The 17,324-nt window shown below is 68.7% G+C and carries 15 protein-coding genes; 8 read left to right on the top strand and 7 right to left on the bottom strand.

What is annotated here, in order from left to right; genetic code table 11:
• Positions 1 to 118: 118 nt before the first annotated feature.
• Positions 119 to 1,507, top strand: a complete 1,389-nt coding sequence (locus CKO33_RS01400; protein WP_200178523.1) for a leucyl aminopeptidase family protein — start codon at positions 119 to 121, stop codon at positions 1,505 to 1,507.
• A gap of 34 nt (positions 1,508 to 1,541) precedes the next feature.
• Here CKO33_RS01400 and CKO33_RS01395 read toward each other — a convergent pair whose 3' ends face one another.
• The 5 genes from CKO33_RS01395 to CKO33_RS01375 all read right to left on the bottom strand — a co-directional run bounded on the left by CKO33_RS01395 (position 1,542) and on the right by CKO33_RS01375 (position 7,725).
• The gene (locus CKO33_RS01395) at positions 1,542 to 1,736 is read right to left on the bottom strand and encodes a hypothetical protein (RefSeq protein ID WP_200178521.1); all 195 of its coding nucleotides are present in this window, start codon (positions 1,734 to 1,736) and stop codon (positions 1,542 to 1,544) included.
• 145 nt (positions 1,737 to 1,881) lie between these two features.
• The gene (gene cydC / locus CKO33_RS01390) at positions 1,882 to 3,591 is read right to left on the bottom strand and encodes a thiol reductant ABC exporter subunit CydC (protein WP_200178519.1); all 1,710 of its coding nucleotides are present in this window, start codon (positions 3,589 to 3,591) and stop codon (positions 1,882 to 1,884) included.
• Positions 3,588 to 5,234, bottom strand: a complete 1,647-nt coding sequence (gene cydD, locus CKO33_RS01385) for a thiol reductant ABC exporter subunit CydD (RefSeq protein WP_338081716.1) — start codon at positions 5,232 to 5,234, stop codon at positions 3,588 to 3,590. Before cydD ends, cydC begins: the two co-directional genes overlap by 4 nt.
• A 71-nt stretch (positions 5,235 to 5,305) precedes the next feature.
• Positions 5,306 to 6,310, bottom strand: a complete 1,005-nt coding sequence (gene cydB, locus CKO33_RS01380; RefSeq protein WP_200178514.1) for a cytochrome d ubiquinol oxidase subunit II — start codon at positions 6,308 to 6,310, stop codon at positions 5,306 to 5,308.
• 5 nt (positions 6,311 to 6,315) lie between these two features.
• On the bottom strand, positions 6,316 to 7,725 hold the full coding sequence (locus tag CKO33_RS01375; protein ID WP_200178512.1) for a cytochrome ubiquinol oxidase subunit I: 1,410 nt from the start codon (positions 7,723 to 7,725) through the stop codon (positions 6,316 to 6,318).
• Positions 7,726 to 8,094: 369 nt separating this feature from the next.
• On the opposite strand from CKO33_RS01375, the gene fabI reads away from it, so the two are divergent.
• The 6 genes from fabI to CKO33_RS01345 all read left to right on the top strand — a co-directional run bounded on the left by fabI (position 8,095) and on the right by CKO33_RS01345 (position 13,557).
• Positions 8,095 to 8,874, top strand: coding sequence for an enoyl-ACP reductase FabI (gene fabI, locus CKO33_RS01370; protein ID WP_200178510.1), 780 nt, complete (start codon positions 8,095 to 8,097; stop codon positions 8,872 to 8,874).
• 6 nt (positions 8,875 to 8,880) lie between these two features.
• Positions 8,881 to 10,293 carry a bifunctional enoyl-CoA hydratase/phosphate acetyltransferase gene (locus tag CKO33_RS01365; protein ID WP_200178509.1) on the top strand — a complete coding sequence of 471 codons (1,413 nt, stop codon included), beginning with the start codon at positions 8,881 to 8,883 and terminating at the stop codon, positions 10,291 to 10,293.
• Between the two features lie 4 nt (positions 10,294 to 10,297).
• The gene (locus CKO33_RS01360; RefSeq protein ID WP_200178508.1) at positions 10,298 to 11,494 is read left to right on the top strand and encodes an acetate/propionate family kinase; all 1,197 of its coding nucleotides are present in this window, start codon (positions 10,298 to 10,300) and stop codon (positions 11,492 to 11,494) included.
• A 111-nt stretch (positions 11,495 to 11,605) separates the two neighbouring features.
• Positions 11,606 to 11,815, top strand: a complete 210-nt coding sequence (locus CKO33_RS01355; protein ID WP_200178507.1) for a dodecin family protein — start codon at positions 11,606 to 11,608, stop codon at positions 11,813 to 11,815.
• Positions 11,816 to 11,949: 134 nt separating this feature from the next.
• Positions 11,950 to 12,885 (top strand): SPM autocatalytic domain-containing protein, encoded by a 936-nt coding sequence (locus CKO33_RS01350; protein ID WP_200178506.1) that lies wholly within the window; start codon positions 11,950 to 11,952, stop codon positions 12,883 to 12,885.
• 207 nt (positions 12,886 to 13,092) lie between these two features.
• A complete protein-coding gene (locus CKO33_RS01345) occupies positions 13,093 to 13,557 on the top strand; it encodes a hypothetical protein (RefSeq protein ID WP_200178505.1) in 465 nt (154 codons plus the stop codon).
• Between the two features lie 76 nt (positions 13,558 to 13,633).
• Here the strand turns inward: CKO33_RS01345 and CKO33_RS01340 are convergent, their stop codons facing one another.
• Entirely contained in the window at positions 13,634 to 14,023 is a 390-nt protein-coding gene (locus CKO33_RS01340; protein ID WP_200178504.1) for a phasin family protein, read from the bottom strand.
• 232 nt (positions 14,024 to 14,255) lie between these two features.
• On the opposite strand from CKO33_RS01340, the gene CKO33_RS01335 reads away from it, so the two are divergent.
• The gene (locus CKO33_RS01335; protein WP_200178503.1) at positions 14,256 to 14,954 is read left to right on the top strand and encodes a DJ-1/PfpI family protein; all 699 of its coding nucleotides are present in this window, start codon (positions 14,256 to 14,258) and stop codon (positions 14,952 to 14,954) included.
• 22 nt (positions 14,955 to 14,976) lie between these two features.
• Here CKO33_RS01335 and CKO33_RS01330 read toward each other — a convergent pair whose 3' ends face one another.
• A complete protein-coding gene (locus tag CKO33_RS01330) occupies positions 14,977 to 17,295 on the bottom strand; it encodes an NADP-dependent malic enzyme (RefSeq protein WP_200178501.1) in 2,319 nt (772 codons plus the stop codon).
• Positions 17,296 to 17,324: the final 29 nt, after the last annotated feature.

Below are 17,324 nucleotides of genomic sequence, written 5' to 3'. Positions count from 1 at the left end.
CCCATGGGGCGGGCGGCCCCTTCGCCGCCCCCGCCCCCCGCATGGGACCGCTTGAAGGCAAGCCGGCGCCCTGGGGTACACTGCCTTCTTTTGGCCCACGCCCATCCCCGAGGACGTCATGAACGATTGTTTCGCCACGGCCGACACCCCCGAGACCCCGATCCCCCTGGTGCCGCTGGAGGCGGAGGGTCTGTCCGCCTGGCTGGAAGGACAGCCACAGCGGGTGCGCCAGTGGGTGGCGGCGGCCGGGTTCCGGGCGCGGCCGGAGCAGGTGCTCACCGTGCCGGACGCGGATGGCGGCATCGGCCAGGCCCTGGTGGGGGTCTCCCCGGAGGGGGATACCTGGTCCCTGGCCGCGGCCGCCGGACAGCTGCAGGAGGGGGTGTTCGCGCCGCCCCGGGACTGGCCCGCTGCCCGTCGCCTGCAGGCCGCCGTGGGCTGGGGGCTGAGCGGCTATCGTTTCGACCGCTACCGCCCATGCGACCGGCCCGTACCGCAACTGCATCTCCCGGGGCTGGAGCCGGAGGAGATCCACCGCCTGCACGACACCGTGGCGGCCGTCTCCCTGGTGCGGGATCTGATCAACACCCCGGCGGAGGACATGATGCCCGGGGACCTGGGGGCAGCCACCGAGACCCTGGCCGGGGCCTACGGGGCCCGGGTATCCCAGGTGGTGGGGGAGGACCTGCTGCGGGAGAACTATCCGGCCATCCACCGGGTGGGCCGGGCCAGTGCCCATGCCCCCCGGCTCATTGACCTGGAATGGGGGGATCCGGCCCATCCCCGGGTTACCCTGGTGGGCAAGGGGGTCTGCTTCGACAGCGGGGGTCTGGACATCAAGTCCGCCGATGGCATGCGGTGGATGAAGAAGGATATGGGGGGTGCGGCCCACGTGCTGGGCCTGGCCCGCCTGATCATGTCCGCGGGCCTGCCGGTGCACCTGCGGGTGCTCATCGGGGCGGTGGAGAATGCCATCTCCGGCGACGCCTTCCGCCCCGGGGATGTCCTGTCCACCCGCGCCGGGCTCAGCGTGGAGGTGGACAACACCGATGCCGAGGGCCGGCTGGTCCTGGCCGATCTGCTGGCCCGGGCCGGGGAGGAGACGCCGGAGGTGATCCTGGATTTCGCCACCCTCACCGGTGCGGCCCGGGTGGCGGTGGGCACCGAGATCGCCGCCTTCTTCACCGGGGATACAGACCTGGCCCATGGTCTGTATCGTGCCGCCGGGGCCGTGGACGACCCCTGCTGGCGCCTGCCCCTGCATGCCCCCTATAGCGCCCTGCTGGAGAGCAGCGTGGCGGATCTGTGCAACGGGGCCCATAGCCCCTACGGCGGGGCCATCACCGCCGGATTGTTCCTGCAGCGCTTCGTGCCCGCCGGTCCGCGCTGGGTGCATTTCGATGTCATGGCCTGGAACACCCGCCACCGGCCGGGACGGCCCAAGGGGGGGGAGGCCATGGGCCTGCGGGCGGCATTCCACTGGCTGGAGGGCCGTTACCGCCGCTGAGGAGGGGATGCGAGGGCCCGGGGGAGAGGGGCCTTCATCCCTTCTTCGTCAGCCGCTCCCGCAGGGGTTCGTCCGCCTTCTCCCGCAGGGCCCGGGCCGTGTTCTTCGAGGGGTCGCTGAAGACAAAGCGCCCCGCCAGCACACAGCCCTTCATGCCCGGCTCGCACGGGCGTCCGTCCAACTTGCCGCAACGGCCCTTGCTCTCGTGGGGGCAACCCCATCCGCTCATGTGTACCTCCTCGTTGACATCCTTCCCACGACTCGTGCCGGGGGGGGGTCAGGCTTGAAAGGGGAAAGGGAACCCGGTTGCAGGCACTCCATGCCCGTGCGCGGGGCCGGACAAGGGAGATCGGGTCCGCGGTGGGCTGCGCACTTCACTCCAGCGTGGCGGGGAACAACGCCGGCCCGGACGTGGCTTCCACCGCTTCGAGGCGTCCGTCCTGCAACCGGTAATGCCGCGTCGCCGGGGGGGCCACGGCGGTCTCGTGGGCGATCACCAGGGTGGCCCGCGCCGCCAGCCAGGGGGTGAGCCGTGTCCGCAGCCTCTCGATGGTGGCGCCATCCAGTCCCCGGAAGGGCTCGTCCAGGATCACCACCCGGGGCTCGCGCAGGATCAGCCGGGCCAGGGCGAGACGCCGGGCCTGGCCACCGGAGAGCAGGGCCCCGCCTTCCCCCACGGGGGTATCCAGCCCCTGTTCCAGGGTGGCCACGAAATCCTCCAGCCCCGCCAGGTGGAGGGCCTGGTGCAGCCTGGCATCGTCCGCCTGCGGATCCGCCAGGCGCAGGTTGGCGGCGATGCTGTCGGCGAAGAGCACCGTCTCCTGGGTGAGCACGGCCACGTGATCGTAGAGCTCCCGATAGCTCATGTCCGCCACCGGCACCCCCGCCAACCGGGCTTCACCGGATTGCGGGGCCACCAGGCGCAGGGCCACCGAGACCAGGCTGGTCTTGCCGGCGCCGCTTTCGCCGGTCACCAGCACGATCTCCCCGGGATCCACCTTCAGGCTCACCCGGTCCAGGACCGGGGGGATCCCCTCCCGGTAGCGCAGCGTCACCTCATGCAGCGCCAGCCCGCCCCGCTCCCCCGGGGGGATGGGGTATGCCGGTTCCGGCAGGGCGGGGCGGGTATGGGCCACCTCCAGGAGACGGCGTGCGGCGGCCCGCATCTGTTCCACCCGTTGATAGGCCCCGGGGAGCATGGCCACCGCCTCCCCCAGGCCCAGGGCCCCCAGCACCACCAGCACCACCAGCGGTGCCCCGGCCTCACCGGCGGCCAGCCAGCCCGCGCCCAGCCACAGGGCCAGCCACACGGCCCCGAGACCCGCCAGGGTGGCGGCGGCATCCCCCAGGGCCCCCCGCAGGCCCAGGGCGAATTCTGCCCGGGCCCGGGCCCGCTCCGCCTCCCGCAGGGCCTGTGCATGGCGATCCAGTGCCCCGAAGACCCGCAGTTCCGCCAGGCCCCGGATCCCCTCCACGGCATATTCGCGCACCCACGCCGCGGCCCCGGTCCGGGCCCGTCCCGCGCTCCGGCCGAGGACCAGGGCCAGGGCCGGCAGCAACAGACCCGCCAGGGCCAGCCAGGCCACGATCCAGAGGGCGGATGCCGGGGCCAGCCAGCCCAAGAAGACGGCCCCGGTCATGAGGGTGATGACCGCCGTCAGGCTGGGGGTGATCACCCGCAGAAACAGGCCGTCCAGGGTGTCGATGTCCCCCACCAGGCGCTGCAGCAGGTCGGCGGAACGGAACCGGGCCAGGGTGGCCGGGTCCAGGGGGGCCAGGGTGCGGAAGATCCAGCCCCGCAGGTCCGCGAGATGGCGCAACACCGCCTCGTGATTCACCAGGCGTTCGGTGTAGCGGGCCACGGTGCGGGTAATGGCGAAGGCGCGAATGCCCCCGGCGGGGCGGTACACATCCAGAGCCGCCAGCAGCCCCGCGCCCGCCAGGGCGGATGCGGTGATGAACCAGCCGGACAGGGCCAGCAGCCCCGCCGAGGTCAGCACCGTCAGCACCGCCAGCAGCAGACCGCCCCCGAACCAGGGCAGACGCGGCAGGGCGAGCCGGAGAAACGGCCAGAGATCCTTCAAGGCTTTTCCTCTCCCCGTTTCGTGTCCTGCACCACCCGACCGTCCTGCAGGGTGACGACCCGATCAGCCCAGTTCATGACCCGGGGATGATGGCTGGCAATGAGCACGGTGGCCCCGGCGGTGGCGGAGCGCTCCAGGGCCGCCAGCACCCGGGCCTCGGTGTCCGGGTCCAGCCCCGCAGTGGGCTCGTCCAGCAGCCACAGGGGGGCGCGTTTCAGGGCGGCCCGGGCCAGGGCCACCCGCTGGCCCTGGCCGCCGGAGAGGCCATGGCCCCGTTCCCCCAGGGGGGTATCCAGGCCCCGGGGCAGACCGGCGGCGAACTCCAGCACTCCGGCGTCCCGGGCCGCCGCCTCCACCGCCGCCTCCGAGGCCCCGGGATCCCCCAGGCGGATGTTGTCCGTCAGGGTGCCGGCGAAGACATGGGGACGCTGACCCACCCAGGCCGCCTGGGCCACCGGGTCGGGGGGTTCCCCATTCACGCGGACCTGGCCATGGTCCGGCTCGATGAAGCCGGCCAGCAGGTGCAGCAGGCTGGACTTGCCCGCGCCGCTGGGGCCTACCAGGGCCACCCGCTCACCGGGGGCGATGGACAGATCAACCCCCTCCAGGGCGCGGCGATCGCCGTCGAATCGCAGATGCACGTCTTGCAGATGGACGGCCGCCCCCTGGCCCGGGTTCGCCCCGCGTCCTGGTGCAGGAAGATCCGGCGCCCTTCGCTCCAGCAGGGGCATCAGGGTCTGGGCCGCGCCCAGGGCCGAGGCCCGGTCGTGGTAGTGCTGGGCCAGCTGGCGCAGGGGCTGGAAGAAATCCGGGGCCATGAGCAGAACGAACACCCCGGAGAAGAGGGTAAGTTCATCCGCCGGGCCCCAGTCCAGATAGCCGATGAGCCCGAAGCCCACGTACATGGCCACCAGGGCGATGGCCACCGCGCTGAAGAACTCCAGCACCGCCGAGGACAGGAAGGCCACCCGCAGCACCTTCATGGTGCTGGCCCGGTAGCCTTCCGAGGCCCGGGCCACCTCGTCAGCGGCCCGATCCTGGGCATTGAGCAGGCGCAGGGTGGTCAGCCCCTGGAGCCGGTCCAGGAAGTGCCCGCCCAGGCGGGCCACCGTTTCTTGCTGCTCGCGGCTCACCTGCTCCGCCCCCATACCCAAAAGGGCCATGAAGAGGGGGATGAGGGGGGCGGTGAACAGCAGGATGAGGGCGGCCACCCAGTCCTGGGTGAAGGCCGCGATGAGGATCGCGGCGGGGACGGCCAGGGCCACGGCCTGTTGCGGCAGGTAGCGGGCGTAGTAGCCGGTGAGGGCCTCGATCTGCTCCACCAGGGCCGCCGACAGGGTGCCACTGTGCCGGTCCGCCAGGCGCACCGGTCCCAGATGGGCCAGATGGGCAAACAGCTGCTCCCGCAGGTGTCCCTGGATGCGCAGCGCCGCCGCCAGGCCCGCCGTCTCCCGCGCCCAGCCCAGGAACACCCGCAGGCACATGACCCCGGCCAGCAGCAGGAAGGGGATCAGGAGCGCCGCCGGGGGATGCTGCCCCGCGATGGCCCGGTCCAGGATCCAGGCCATGAGCCCCGCCTGGGGGATGACCAGCCATCCGGACAGCACGCCGGCCGCGGTGGCGCCCCCCAGCAGGGGACGCACCAGGCCCACATGCCCCTGGAGCCAGCGGCGGGCCTGTCGCGGCGGGACAGTCGGTTTGGTGTGTTCCCCGGTCAGTGGTAACCCTCTCCGGCACGGACCTTGCCGCGGAACACCCAGTAGGTCCAGGCGGTATAGCCCAGGATGATGGGGATCACGAACAGCAGGCCGATGAGCGTGAACAGCTGGCTGTCCGGCGACGAGGCGGCATCCCAGTAGGTGTGCACCGGAGGCACGGCATAGGGCCACATGCTGATGAGCAGACCGATATAGGCCAGGGCGAAGAGCATCAGGGTGGCCACGAAGGGGAAGCCTTCATTGCGCCGGGACAGGGCGCGCCAGAGCCCGACCCCCACCAGGAGCGAGAGGGTGGGGAAGATCCAGAGGGTGGCGGCGTTGTCCAGCCAGCGCTCAAGGATATCCGGATGGCCGAGGGCGGTCCAGAGGCTCACCACCAGGTACACCAGGAGCACGGCCACCAGCATCCAGCGGGCCACCCGGTAGGCCCAGGCCTGCAGGTCCCCCTCGGTCTTCATGACGAGCCAGCAGGCCCCCAGCAGGGCATAACCCATCACCAGGCCCAGGCCGGTCATCACCGTAAAGGGGGTGAGCCAGTCCAGGGGGCCGCCCACATAACGGAAGCCCTCCACCTCGAAGCCCTGGATATAGGCACCCACCACCGCCCCCTGGGCGAAGGCGGCCACCAGCGAGCCCAAAAAGAAGGCCCAGTTCCAGGGGCCGCGGCCCTGGGGTGGGGCCTTGAAGCGGAACTCGAAGGCCACGCCGCGGAAGATGAGCCCGGCCAGGAGCAGGAAGACGCCGATGTACAGGGCCGGCAGGAAGACGGCATAGATCATGGGGAAGGCCGCCAGCAGCCCCGTCCCCCCCAGCACCAGCCAGGTCTCGTTGCCGTCCCAGACGGGGGCCACGGAGTTCATCATGATGTCCCGTCTTTCATCGCTGCCGGCGAAGGGGAAGAGGATGCCCACCCCCAGGTCGAAGCCGTCCATGAGCACGTACATGAACACGCCGAAGGCGATGATACCGATCCAGATCAGGGTTAGGTCGATGAGTTCCATGGGGTTTACCTCGTGCCCTGGGGGTTGGCGTTGGCTTCATGGAGTGGATCATCCACGGCCGAGAAGGGCCGTTTGGCGTGGGCCCCGGGGGCCTCATGCACCGGGGCCTCGGGTCCCTTACGGATGATACGTACCAGATAGGTGATGCCGGAGATGAAGACCACGGCGTACACGGTGATAAAGCCGATGAGGCTGAACAGGGCCATGCCGCCGGTGAGGGAGGGGGTCAGTCCCTGTTCCGTGCGGATCAGGCCATAGGCGATCCAGGGCTGGCGTCCCACCTCGGTGACAAACCACCCCGCCAGCACCGCCAAAAAGGGCAGGGGGATCATGAAACTGGTCAGGCGCAGGAACAGGCGCGAGCGCTCCAGCCGCCCGGTCAGGGTGAGCAGGGCCCCCCACAGGGCCATGAGGATCATGAGCACCCCGATGCCCACCATGATACGGAATCCCCAGAAGACCACCGGGACGTAGGGCCGGTCCTCCGGCGCCCATTCCTTGAGGCCGCGGATCTCGCCGTCCAGCTCGTGGGTGAGGATGAGGCTGGCCAGATTGGGGATGCCGATCTCCAGGAAGTTGCGCTCCGCCTCCTGGCTGGGCAGGGCGAACAGCAGCAGCGGCGCCCCCTGGGTGGTCTCCCAGACCCCCTCCATGGCCGAGACCTTCACCGGCTGGTGATGGAAGGTGTTGAGGCCGTGGACATCCCCCACCAGCAGCTGCCCCGGGGCGGCCAGCACCAGCATGACCATGCACATCTGCAGGGCCCGTTTCGAGGCCTCCGGGGCCTTGCCCTTGAGCAGGAACCAGGCGGAGACCCCCGCCACCACGAAGCCTCCGGTGAGGAAGGAGGCCAGGGCCATGTGGAAGAACCGGGGCGGGAAGGAGGGGTTGAAGATGGCCTCGCTCCAGGAGGTGAGGTGGACGATCCCGTCCCTCATCTCCACCCCGGCGGGGGTCTGCATCCAGCTGTTGGCCGAAAGGATCCAGAAAGAGGAGATGAAGGTCCCCAGGGCCACCATGCAGGCGGCGAACAGGTGGGTGCCCCGGGGCACCTTGTCGCGCCCGAACAGGAGGATCCCCAGAAAGACCGCCTCCAGGAAGAAGGCCGTGACCACCTCGTAGGCCAGCACGGGGCCCAGGAAGTTGGCGCTGCTGTAGGAGAAGACGCTCCAGTTGGTGCCGAACTGGAACGACATGACGATGCCCGAGACCACCCCCATGCCAAAGACCACGGCGAAGACCTTGGTCCAGAACCGGGCCAGTTGTTCGTAGGCCGGATTCTTGGTGCGATAGAGCAGGCCTTCCAGCACGGCGATATAGGAGGCCAGACCGATGGTGAAGACCGGGAAGAGGGCATGGAAGGAGACGACGAACGCGAACTGGATTCGCGACAAGATCAGGGGATCGAGATCCATGGGAAGGGCTCCCGTGTCACGGTGAAATGTAGACCAAGTCTAATGATTGCCGGTCCCTGGCCCCATGAGGAATCTCAATGCGAAACCCTGGATCTGCAAACCGGGGTTCCGCCGCACTGGGCCTCCCTGGACCGGCACAGCGGCACAAAGACCGCACGCAATGAGTGTACTGGTTCGGCATGGGGACTCAATGCACTGGTGACCGGAGTTTGATCCAATGCAGGCAATCGCCTGGATGGGGCGGTCTGCAGCCGGCTTTCCGGTCCTGCGACATGCAGATGCAATCTGGATCTGCTAGTCTTCGCTGCAGTGCAACATGGAGACGGGGCGGGCCGCCGGCCCGTCCCGAGTCTCCCCAATGGAGGTCACATGACGATCCAGCATCCCTTTTCCCTGGCCGGCAAGACCGGCATCGTCACCGGGCTCGCCAATGCCGACAGTATCGCCTTCGGCTGCGCCCGGGCCCTGCACGAGGCGGGGGCGGAGATGATCGCCACCTACGGCCATCCCAAGGCGGAGCCGCACCTCACGCCGTTGCTGGAATCCATGGGCCATCCCGAGCTGATGCTCTGCGATGTCCAGGACGAGGCCCAGGTGGAGGCCGTGTTCCAGCGCGCACAGGAGCGCTGGGGCCGGCTGGACTTTGTCATCCATTCCATGGCCTTCGCCCAACGCGACGACCTGCACGGTCGCGTGGTGGACTGCTCCCGGGAGGGATTCGCCCAGGCCATGGATATCTCCTGCCATTCCTTCCTGCGCCTGGCCCGGCGGGCGGAACCGCTGATGACCGCCGGGGGCAGCCTCATCACCCTGTCCTACTACGGGGCCGAGAAGGTGGTGGCCAACTATGGCCTCATGGGGCCGGTGAAGGCGGCCCTGGAGGCCTCGGTGCGCTACATGGCCGATGAACTGGGTCCCGCCGGCATCCGGGTCAACGCCATCTCCCCGGGACCCATCCGCACCCGCGCCGCCTCGGGCATCCGCAACTTCGAGGCCCTGGCCGAGGACGCCGAGCAGCGGGCCCCGCTGCGGCGCCTGGCCTCCACCGAGGATGTGGGTCGAACGGCCGTCTTCCTCATCTCGGAGGCGGGACAATCACTCACCGGCGGCACCACCTACGTGGACGCCGGTCATCACGTGAAGGCCTGAAGATCCATGGACCAGCAAGTCGACGACCGGGATTACATCGAGAACCGCACCTTCGACGAGATCCAGGTGGGGGACACCGCGACCCTGGAGCGGCGCCTCACCATGGACGACATCAAGCTCTTCGCCATCATGTCCGGGGACGTGAATCCGGCACACGTGGACGAGGACTTCGCCAGGAGCAGCCGGTTCCAGGAGATCATCGCCCACGGCATGTGGGGCGGGGCCCTCATCTCCACGGTTCTGGGCACGGAACTGCCCGGACCCGGGACCATCTACCTGGGCCAGACCCTGCGCTTCAAGGCCCCGGTGGGGCTGGGGGATGTGCTCCAGGTGAGCGTGCAGGTGAAGGAGAAGGATCCCAGGCGCAACCGCATCCAGTTCGACTGCCGCTGCACCAACCAAGACGGGCAGGAGGTGATCGAGGGGGTGGCGGACGTGCTGGCCCCCACGGAGAAGGTGCGCCGTCCGCGCACCGTCCTGCCCCAGGTGCGCATGGCCGAGCGGGCCCGGTTGCACGAACTCCTGCATGCCGCCACCCATCCCGAGCCCGTGACCATGGCGGTGGTGCACCCGGTGGACACGGCCGCCATCCAGGGGGCCTATGAGTCCGCCCGGGCCGGACTCATCGACCCGGTGCTGGTGGGACCGGAGGACCGCATCCGCGCCGCCGCGGAGGAGGCGGAGGTGGATATCCGTGATTTCCGCATCGTGCCCGTGGCCCACAGCCACGCGGCGGCGGAGAAGGCCGTGGCCATGACCCGCAGCGGCGAGATCGGGGCCATCATGAAGGGCTCCCTGCACACCGACGAGCTCCTGCGGGAGGTGGTGCGCCGGGATGCCGGACTGCGCACGGAGCGGCGCATCAGCCATGTCATGGCCTTCGATGTCCCCACCTACCCGCGGCCCCTGTTCATCACCGACGCGGCCATCAATATCTATCCCACCCTGGCGGACAAGGTGGACATCGTCCAGAATGCCATCGATCTGGCCCATGCCGTGGGCAACGACAACCCCAAGGTAGCCATCCTCTCGGCGGTGGAGACGGTGAACCCCAACATCCAGTCCACCCTGGAGGCAGCGGCCCTGTGCAAGATGGCCGAGCGGGGGCAGATCGAGGGGGGCGTGCTGGATGGACCGCTGGCCTTCGACAACGCCGTCTCCGAGGCGGCGGCCAAGACCAAGCACATCGTCTCCCCGGTGGCGGGGAAGGCGGATATCTTGGTGGCCCCGGACCTGGAGGCCGCCAACATGCTCATGAAGCAGCTCACCTACCTGGCGGATGCCACCGGGGCGGGGCTGGTGGTGGGGGCACGGGTGCCCATCGTCCTCACCAGCCGGGCCGATGATGCCATCACCCGCATGGCCTCCTGTGCCCTGGCCCTGCTCATGGCGGACTACCAGAAAAAGAAGGGGAGGTAATCTCATGGAAGAGGTCCTGGTGATCAACAGCGGGTCCTCCAGCCTCAAGTTCGCCCTGTTCGGGCACGATGCGGTGGCCACGCCGGAGGATTTCCATCCCCGCTACCGGGGGCATTTCTCCGGCCTGGGGGAACGCCCCCGCTTCGTGGTCCAGGACGGGGAGGGCAACGCCCGGGTGGAGGAGCTTCCGGAAGGAACCGCTCCGGGAGGGCGATTCGGCCACGAGGCGGCCCTGCACGCCCTGCTGGACTGGGTGGAACAGCGCCCCGACGCCCGCCGCATCGCCGCCGTGGGCCACCGCATCGTGCATGGGGGGGAGGCCTACCGGGCCCCCGTGCGCCTGGACGGCCGGGTCCTGGACGACCTGGAGCGCCTCATCCCCCTGGCCCCCCTGCACCAGCCCCATGGCCTGGCCCCGGCGCGGGCGCTCAGCGACCTGCGGCCCCATCTACCCCAGGTGGCCTGCTTCGACACCGCCTTCCACCGCCATCAGCCCCGGCAGGCCCAGTCCTTTGCGCTGCCCCGGCGCTTCACCGAGCGGGGGGTGATCCGCTACGGCTTCCATGGCCTCTCCTATGAATACATCGGCCATGTCCTGCCCGCCCGCCTGGGCAGCCCCCACAGCGGCCGCACGGTGGTGGCCCATCTGGGCAACGGCGCCAGCCTGTGCGCCCTGCAGGACGGACGCAGCGTGGCCTCCACCATGGGCTTCACCGCCCTGGATGGCCTGCCCATGGGCACCCGCTGCGGCAACATCGACCCCGGCGTGGTGCTGCACCTGATCGCACAGGAGGGCATGACCCCGGAGGAGGTGACGCACCTGCTCTACAAGGAATCCGGCCTGCTGGGGGTCTCCGGCATCAGCGGGGATATGCGCACCCTGCTGGAGAGCAACGTCCCCGAGGCCCGCGAGGCGGTGGACCTGTTCGTCTACCGCATCGTGCGGGAGATCGGCAGCCTCGCCGCCGCCCTGAGCGGTCTGGACCATCTGGTGTTCACCGCCGGCATCGGTGAGCGCGCCGCACCGGTGCGCGCCCGGGTGGCCGAGGGCTGTGCCTGGCTCGGGGTGAGCCTCGATGAGACCCGGAACAGGGCCCACGAGCAGCGCGTCTCCACAGACGACAGTGCCGTGGATGTCTGGGTCCTGCCCACGGACGAGGAACGCATGATCGCCTGGCATACCGCCCGGCTGTGCCGCTGAAGCCCCATCGCCCCCGCAAAACCTCCCGCCGTATCGTCTATATAGAGGTCATGGGCCGGTATCCCCGGGATCTGACGGATACCCCCCAAGCTGCAACGGAGGAGGACAAAGATGAGCGTCTACAAGGTCATCGAACTGATCGGCACCAGCGAGGAATCCTGGGAGGACGCGGCGCGGCAGGCGGTGGAAAAGGCCCGGTCCAGCCTGCGCAACCTGCGCATCGTGGAGGTGAACAAGCTGGACCTCAAACTGGATGAACAGGGGCGGATCGCCGCCTATCGGGCCCGATTGAACGTCTCCTTCAAGTACGACGATACCTGAATCCATCGGGGGCCTGGGGCGGGGCCCGATGGGCCCTCAAGTCCGCTGCCGCCGGGCCGATAACCCTTACGAGGTTCTGTCCGCCCACCCTGCCGGCATGACCCCCTTCCTCCCGGCTGAACAGGTATTGCCACATGGCCCTATCCTCTCCCCAGGTCACGGCACCCGCTTTTACGGGGCGCAGCCAACCGGCACCTTCCGCCGCCAACCCGGCACAGGGGGACGCCCGTATCCTGGCGGACAAGGAAGAGCGCCTGAACCAGCATGCCGACTATCGCATCATCCGCCGGATGCTGGTCCGGGAGACCCGTGGCGGGGACGCTGCCCCCTCCCGCCCCAACGGGGAATGGCAGGCGCAGACGGCCGGGGTCCCCGGGAAGGGCCGGGGGATGGCAGCGGGCGCGGGCGAACCCGCGCGTTCCGGGGAGATTCCGCAGGCGCCCGTCGGGGCAAGCCATGCCTCCCCGGAGGACACCCTACTGACGGCCGCCCGCCTGAGGATCGACGCCGTTCGTAGCCAACACCTGCAGGTACGCATGGGTTCCGCCCCGGAGCCGGAGCCCGTGCGCCAGGCGGATCCCCTGATGCTGGATCTGGGGGGCGAGGGCCTGGCCACCACCGGGGTGGAGGCGGGGGTGCGTTTCGACCTCACGGGGGACGGACGCCCGGAGCAGGTGAGCGTTCCCACGGGGGACACCTGGTTCCTGGCCCTGGACCGCGATGCCAGCGGGCATATCCAGGATGGCCGGGAACTCTTCGGGGACCAACACGGGGCCGAACATGGGTTTGCGGAACTGGCCCGTTTCGATACCCATCGCGACGGGGTGATCGATGCCAGGGATCCGGTCTTCTCCCGTTTGCGCCTGCTGCAACTGGAGGCGGATGGCCGCCAGCAGCAGCGCACGTTGCGGGAGGCGGGGGTGGCGGCCATCCCCCTGGATCACCGCCAAACGGCCCGGGCCCTGAACGCCTACGACACCGTGGCCCAGGAAGGGCGCTACGTGCGCAATGACGGCAGTACCGGACAGGCCGGGGATGTCCTGCTGGGGTACCGGGATCGATCGGCCTGAAACCCATGGGGAAACGGTGCGCGCTCCTGCACCACCCATAAGCTCTCGGCGGTGGGGGCGGTTCAATTCTCTTTCCCGCGGGGGTACCATCCCGCCATTCCGGGGCGTGGCCCAGGCTCTGGCCGGATCGGGGGATGAACCATGTCTCACCACGATGACGGTTTAAAAAAGTTGACCGGAAGAACAGCTCCTCAAGCCGTTGACATCATGAACTTCAGCAAATTCCTATCCGGCAGGTTCCTGGCGGGTCTGGCCCTACTGGCGGGCCTTGCCGGCTGCGGCCCCGAAGCACCGTTGCCCCATCTGGGGATCTGGGAGGTGACGCAGGTCATCGCCGCTGAAGAAGGGGAGGAGGCCGCTGGCGGGCTCAACGCCCTGGTGGGCCAGCGCGCCGTATATACGCGGCACATCGCCCATTTCGAATCCATGCAGTGCCTGCGCCCGCAATACACCCTGGAGCCCATGCCCGCCGACGGTGCTGCGCCCGCCGTGGCGCGGGTGGACCAGGGAGCCCTCCGGGAGCGTATCGCCATCTCCTGCCAGGGCGAAACCCTGCCTCCGGAGCAGGGGGGCATGCTCTATCTGCGGGATCGGGACACCCTGCTCATGACCTGGCGGGGGGGCGTTTTGTATCTGCAGCGGCGCAGTCAGGGACCGTCGGCCTCTTATTGATCCCGCCCTCAAAAGACACCGGGCCCGCCTCCCAGGAAGGGGGACGGGCCCGGAGGTCATGCTGCATCCTGCCGCGTCAGGCGCTCTTGCGACTGGCGGAGGACTTGTCCTGTTCGGGGTGCAGACGGGTCACCGTGGCCAGGCTTTCCTCGCCCAGCTTCTGCACCTCCTGGGAATATCCCCGGTGCAGCTCCACCAGTTCACTGGTATCCCGTGCCAGCTTCTCGCTCAGGGATTTGGCGGCCTCGCCCTGGGCCTTCAGATAGGCCTCCAGGCTCTTGGGGTCGTGCACCGTCTGCATGGCCCGCATCTGTTCGATGGCCACCTCGGAATAGCCACGGAACATGCTGATCTGATAGTCCACCAGTTTGGCCATGTGGTCCAGGGTGACGTTGTTGAACCGGCGCACCGGTTCGGCCATGGCATTGAATTGTTCCTGGGTCTTGTCGAAGAGTTCGTTGTACATGACAGGTCCTCCCGTATCGGGTTGCGGGGCCGGGGAGATCCCGACCTTGTTGCATTGCAGCATAGCGCAGTATTTTGTGCACTGCAACAACAAGGATGGGGGTCGGTACGGTCATTTCAAGGGCCTTGCCCCGAAAGGCGTTGGCGGGCAGGATGCCGTGCGCCCCTTGATGGTGTAGATTCAACGGACTTTTCCCCGGTCAGGGCCCGCAGCGCGGCCCTGGAGGAACCCCATGAGCCAAGCGCCTGCAGGTATCCGCGTCGGCATTCTGATCTTCGACCAGGTGGAGGTCCTGGACTTCGCCGGCCCCTTCGAGGTCTTCGCCACCACGCGCCTGGACGAATCCCGCCGCACGGAGACGGATTCCCCCTTCGATATCCGCCTGGTGGCCGAGCGCAAGCGTCCCGTCACCACAGCGGGCGGGATGATGGTGGTGCCCCATCACGACTTCAGGGATTGTCCCGCGCTGGACATCCTGGTGGTTCCGGGGGGGCGGGGGGCGCGCCGGGAACTGAGCAATATCCGTCTCATGGAATGGCTGCGGGCACAGTCCAACGGTCTGTCCCTGCTGGCCGGGGTATGCACCGGTTCCATGCTGCTGGGGCAGGCGGGGCTGTTGGAGGGGCTGCGCGCCACCACCCACTGGCGCTCCCTGGAGTGGATGCGGGACTACTTCCCGGATGTGATGGTGGTGGAGGACGAGTTCGTGGTGGATGCCGGTTCGGTGATCACCTCGGCGGGGATCTCCGCCGGGATCGACATGGCCCTGCAGCTGGTGATGCGCTTCTATGGCCAGGAGGTGGCCCGGGCCACCGCCCGCTACATGGAATACCCCTTCCCGGAGAACAGCCGCCCCCGGCAGGTGCATCATCTCAAGGCGGGATCCCGGCCGCCGGTGGCGGCCGGGGCCCCGGATTCCCCGGGGGAATGAACCGGGGCAGGGCGGGGTGGTGTCAACGCCCGCCCGGGGCAGGGATGGGGTAGCGGCTTTCGCCGCCCCGGTACTGGTTGGCGTCCACCACCGCCAGGGCGGTCATGTTCACCAGGCGGCGCACCGAGGCCGTCTCGGTGAGGATGTGCACCGGACGGTCCGCCCCCAGCAGGATGGGGCCGACGCTCACCCCTTCGCCGCTGGCGGCCTTGAGCAGATTGAAGGCGATGTTGGCCGCATCGATGTTGGGCATCACCAGCAGGTTGGCCTCTCCCTTGAGGCGGCAGTCCTGGAAGAGGCGCTGACGGATCTCCTCCTTGAGGGCGGCGTCGGCATGCATCTCCCCGTCCACCTCCAGATCCGGGGCCATGTGTTCCAGCAGGTCCCGGGCGTGGCTCATCTTGCGCGCCCCCTCCGAATCCACACTGCCGAAGTTGGAGTGGGAGACCAGGGCCACCCTGGGGGTGAGGCCGAAGTTGCGCACCTCCTGGGCGGCCATGAGGGTGATCTCGGCGATGGTCTGGGCATCCGGGTTCTCGTTGACGTAGGTGTCGCAGAGGAACAGGGTGCGCCGCGGCAACATGAGCAGGTTCATGGTGGCGAAGTGGCGTACCCCCGGGGCCAGGCCGATCACGTCGCCAATGTGCTTCAGGTGATAGGCATGCTGGCCCACCATGCCGCAGATCATGGCGTCGGCCTCGCCGTTTTTCAGGAGCAGGGCGGCGATGAGGGTGTTGTTGCTGCGGATCTGCTGCTTGGCCAGATCCGGGGTGACGCCCCGTCGGCCCATGATGCGGTGGTATTCGCTCCAGTACTCCCGGAAGCGGGGGTCGGAATCGGGATTGATCAGTTCGAAATCCTTCCCCGGCACCAAAGGCAACCCGATGCGTTCGATGCGGCTGCGCACCACCTCCGGCCGGCCCACCACCACGGGCTGGGCCAGGCCTTCCTCCAGCACCGTCTGCACCGCCCGCAGGACGCGCTCGTCCTCCCCCTCGGGATAGACCACCCGCCGGGGCGCCGCCTTGGCGGCGGCGAAGACCGGCTTCATGACGAAACCGGACTGGTAGACGAAATTATTCAGGTGATCCCGGTAGGTCCAGAGTTGCTCGATGGGGGCGGTGGCCACCCCGGAGTCCATGGCCGCCTTGGCCACCATGGGGGCGATTTTGACGATCAGGCGGGGATCGAAGGGCTTGGGGATCAGGTATTCGGGGCCAAAACGCAGTCCCTCGTCGCCGTAGGCCTTGGCCACCACCTCCGAGGGCTCGGCCCGGGCCAGTTCCGCCAGGGCCTTGACCGCGGCCACCTTCATCGTATCGGTGATGGTGCGGGCCCCCACATCCAGGGCGCCCCGGAAGATGAAGGGGAAGCACAGGACGTTGTTCACCTGATTGGGATAGTCCGAGCGGCCCGTGGCCATCATGGCGTCCTGGCGCACCTGGGCCACCTCCTCGGGGAAGATCTCCGGGTCCGGATTGGCCAGGGCCATGATGAGGGGATTGGGGGCCATGCGCGCCACCATATCCGGCTTGAGCACGCCGCCGGCGGAGAGGCCCAGGAAGATATCCGCCCCGTCGATGACCTCGCCCAGGGTGCGCGCCTCCGTGGCCTGGGCGTAGCGCTGCTTGATGGTGTCCATCTCCTCGGGGCGGCCCTTGTACAACACGCCATGGATATCGGTGACCCAGATGTTGTCCAGGGGCAGACCCAGGGTCACCAGCAGGTCCAGGCAGGCGAGGGCGGCGGCCCCGGCCCCGGAGGTGACCAGCTTGACGTTGCTCAGGTCCTTGCCGCTGAGATGCATGGCATTGAGCACGGCCGCGGCCACGACGATGGCGGTGCCGTGCTGATCATCATGGAACACGGGGATGTTCATGCGTTCCCGCAGCCGGTGCTCGATGTAGAAGCATTCCGGGGCCTTGATGTCCTCCAGATTGATGCCGCCGAAGGTGGGCTCCATGGCGGCGATCATGTCCACCAGGCGGTCGGGGTTGCGCTCGTTGAGTTCGATGTCGAAGACATCGATATTGGCGAATTTCTTGAAGAGGACCGCCTTGCCCTCCATCACCGGCTTGGCCGCCAGGGGGCCCACCGCCCCCAGTCCCAGCACCGCCGTGCCGTTGGTGATCACCCCCACCAGGTTGGCCCGGGCCGTGAGGCGGCCGGCCTGGGCGGGGTCCTGGGCGATGAGCCGCGAGGCGGCGGCCACCCCGGGGGAATAGGCCAGCGCCAGGTCCCGCTGGTTGGTGAGCCCCTTGGTGGGGACCACCGAGATCTTTCCCGGGGTGGGCTGGAGGTGGTAATCGAGGGCGGCTTGGTCTAGGGAGCTTTTATCCATGGGGTATCAGGGCTTGGAACGGGGATTGG

Source organism: Ectothiorhodospira mobilis, from assembly GCF_016584115.1.
GTDB classification, from domain to species: domain Bacteria; phylum Pseudomonadota; class Gammaproteobacteria; order Ectothiorhodospirales; family Ectothiorhodospiraceae; genus Ectothiorhodospira; species Ectothiorhodospira mobilis.
The sequence above is the reverse complement of the archived record's forward strand: the minus strand, read 5'-3'. Positions and strand labels throughout refer to the sequence as shown.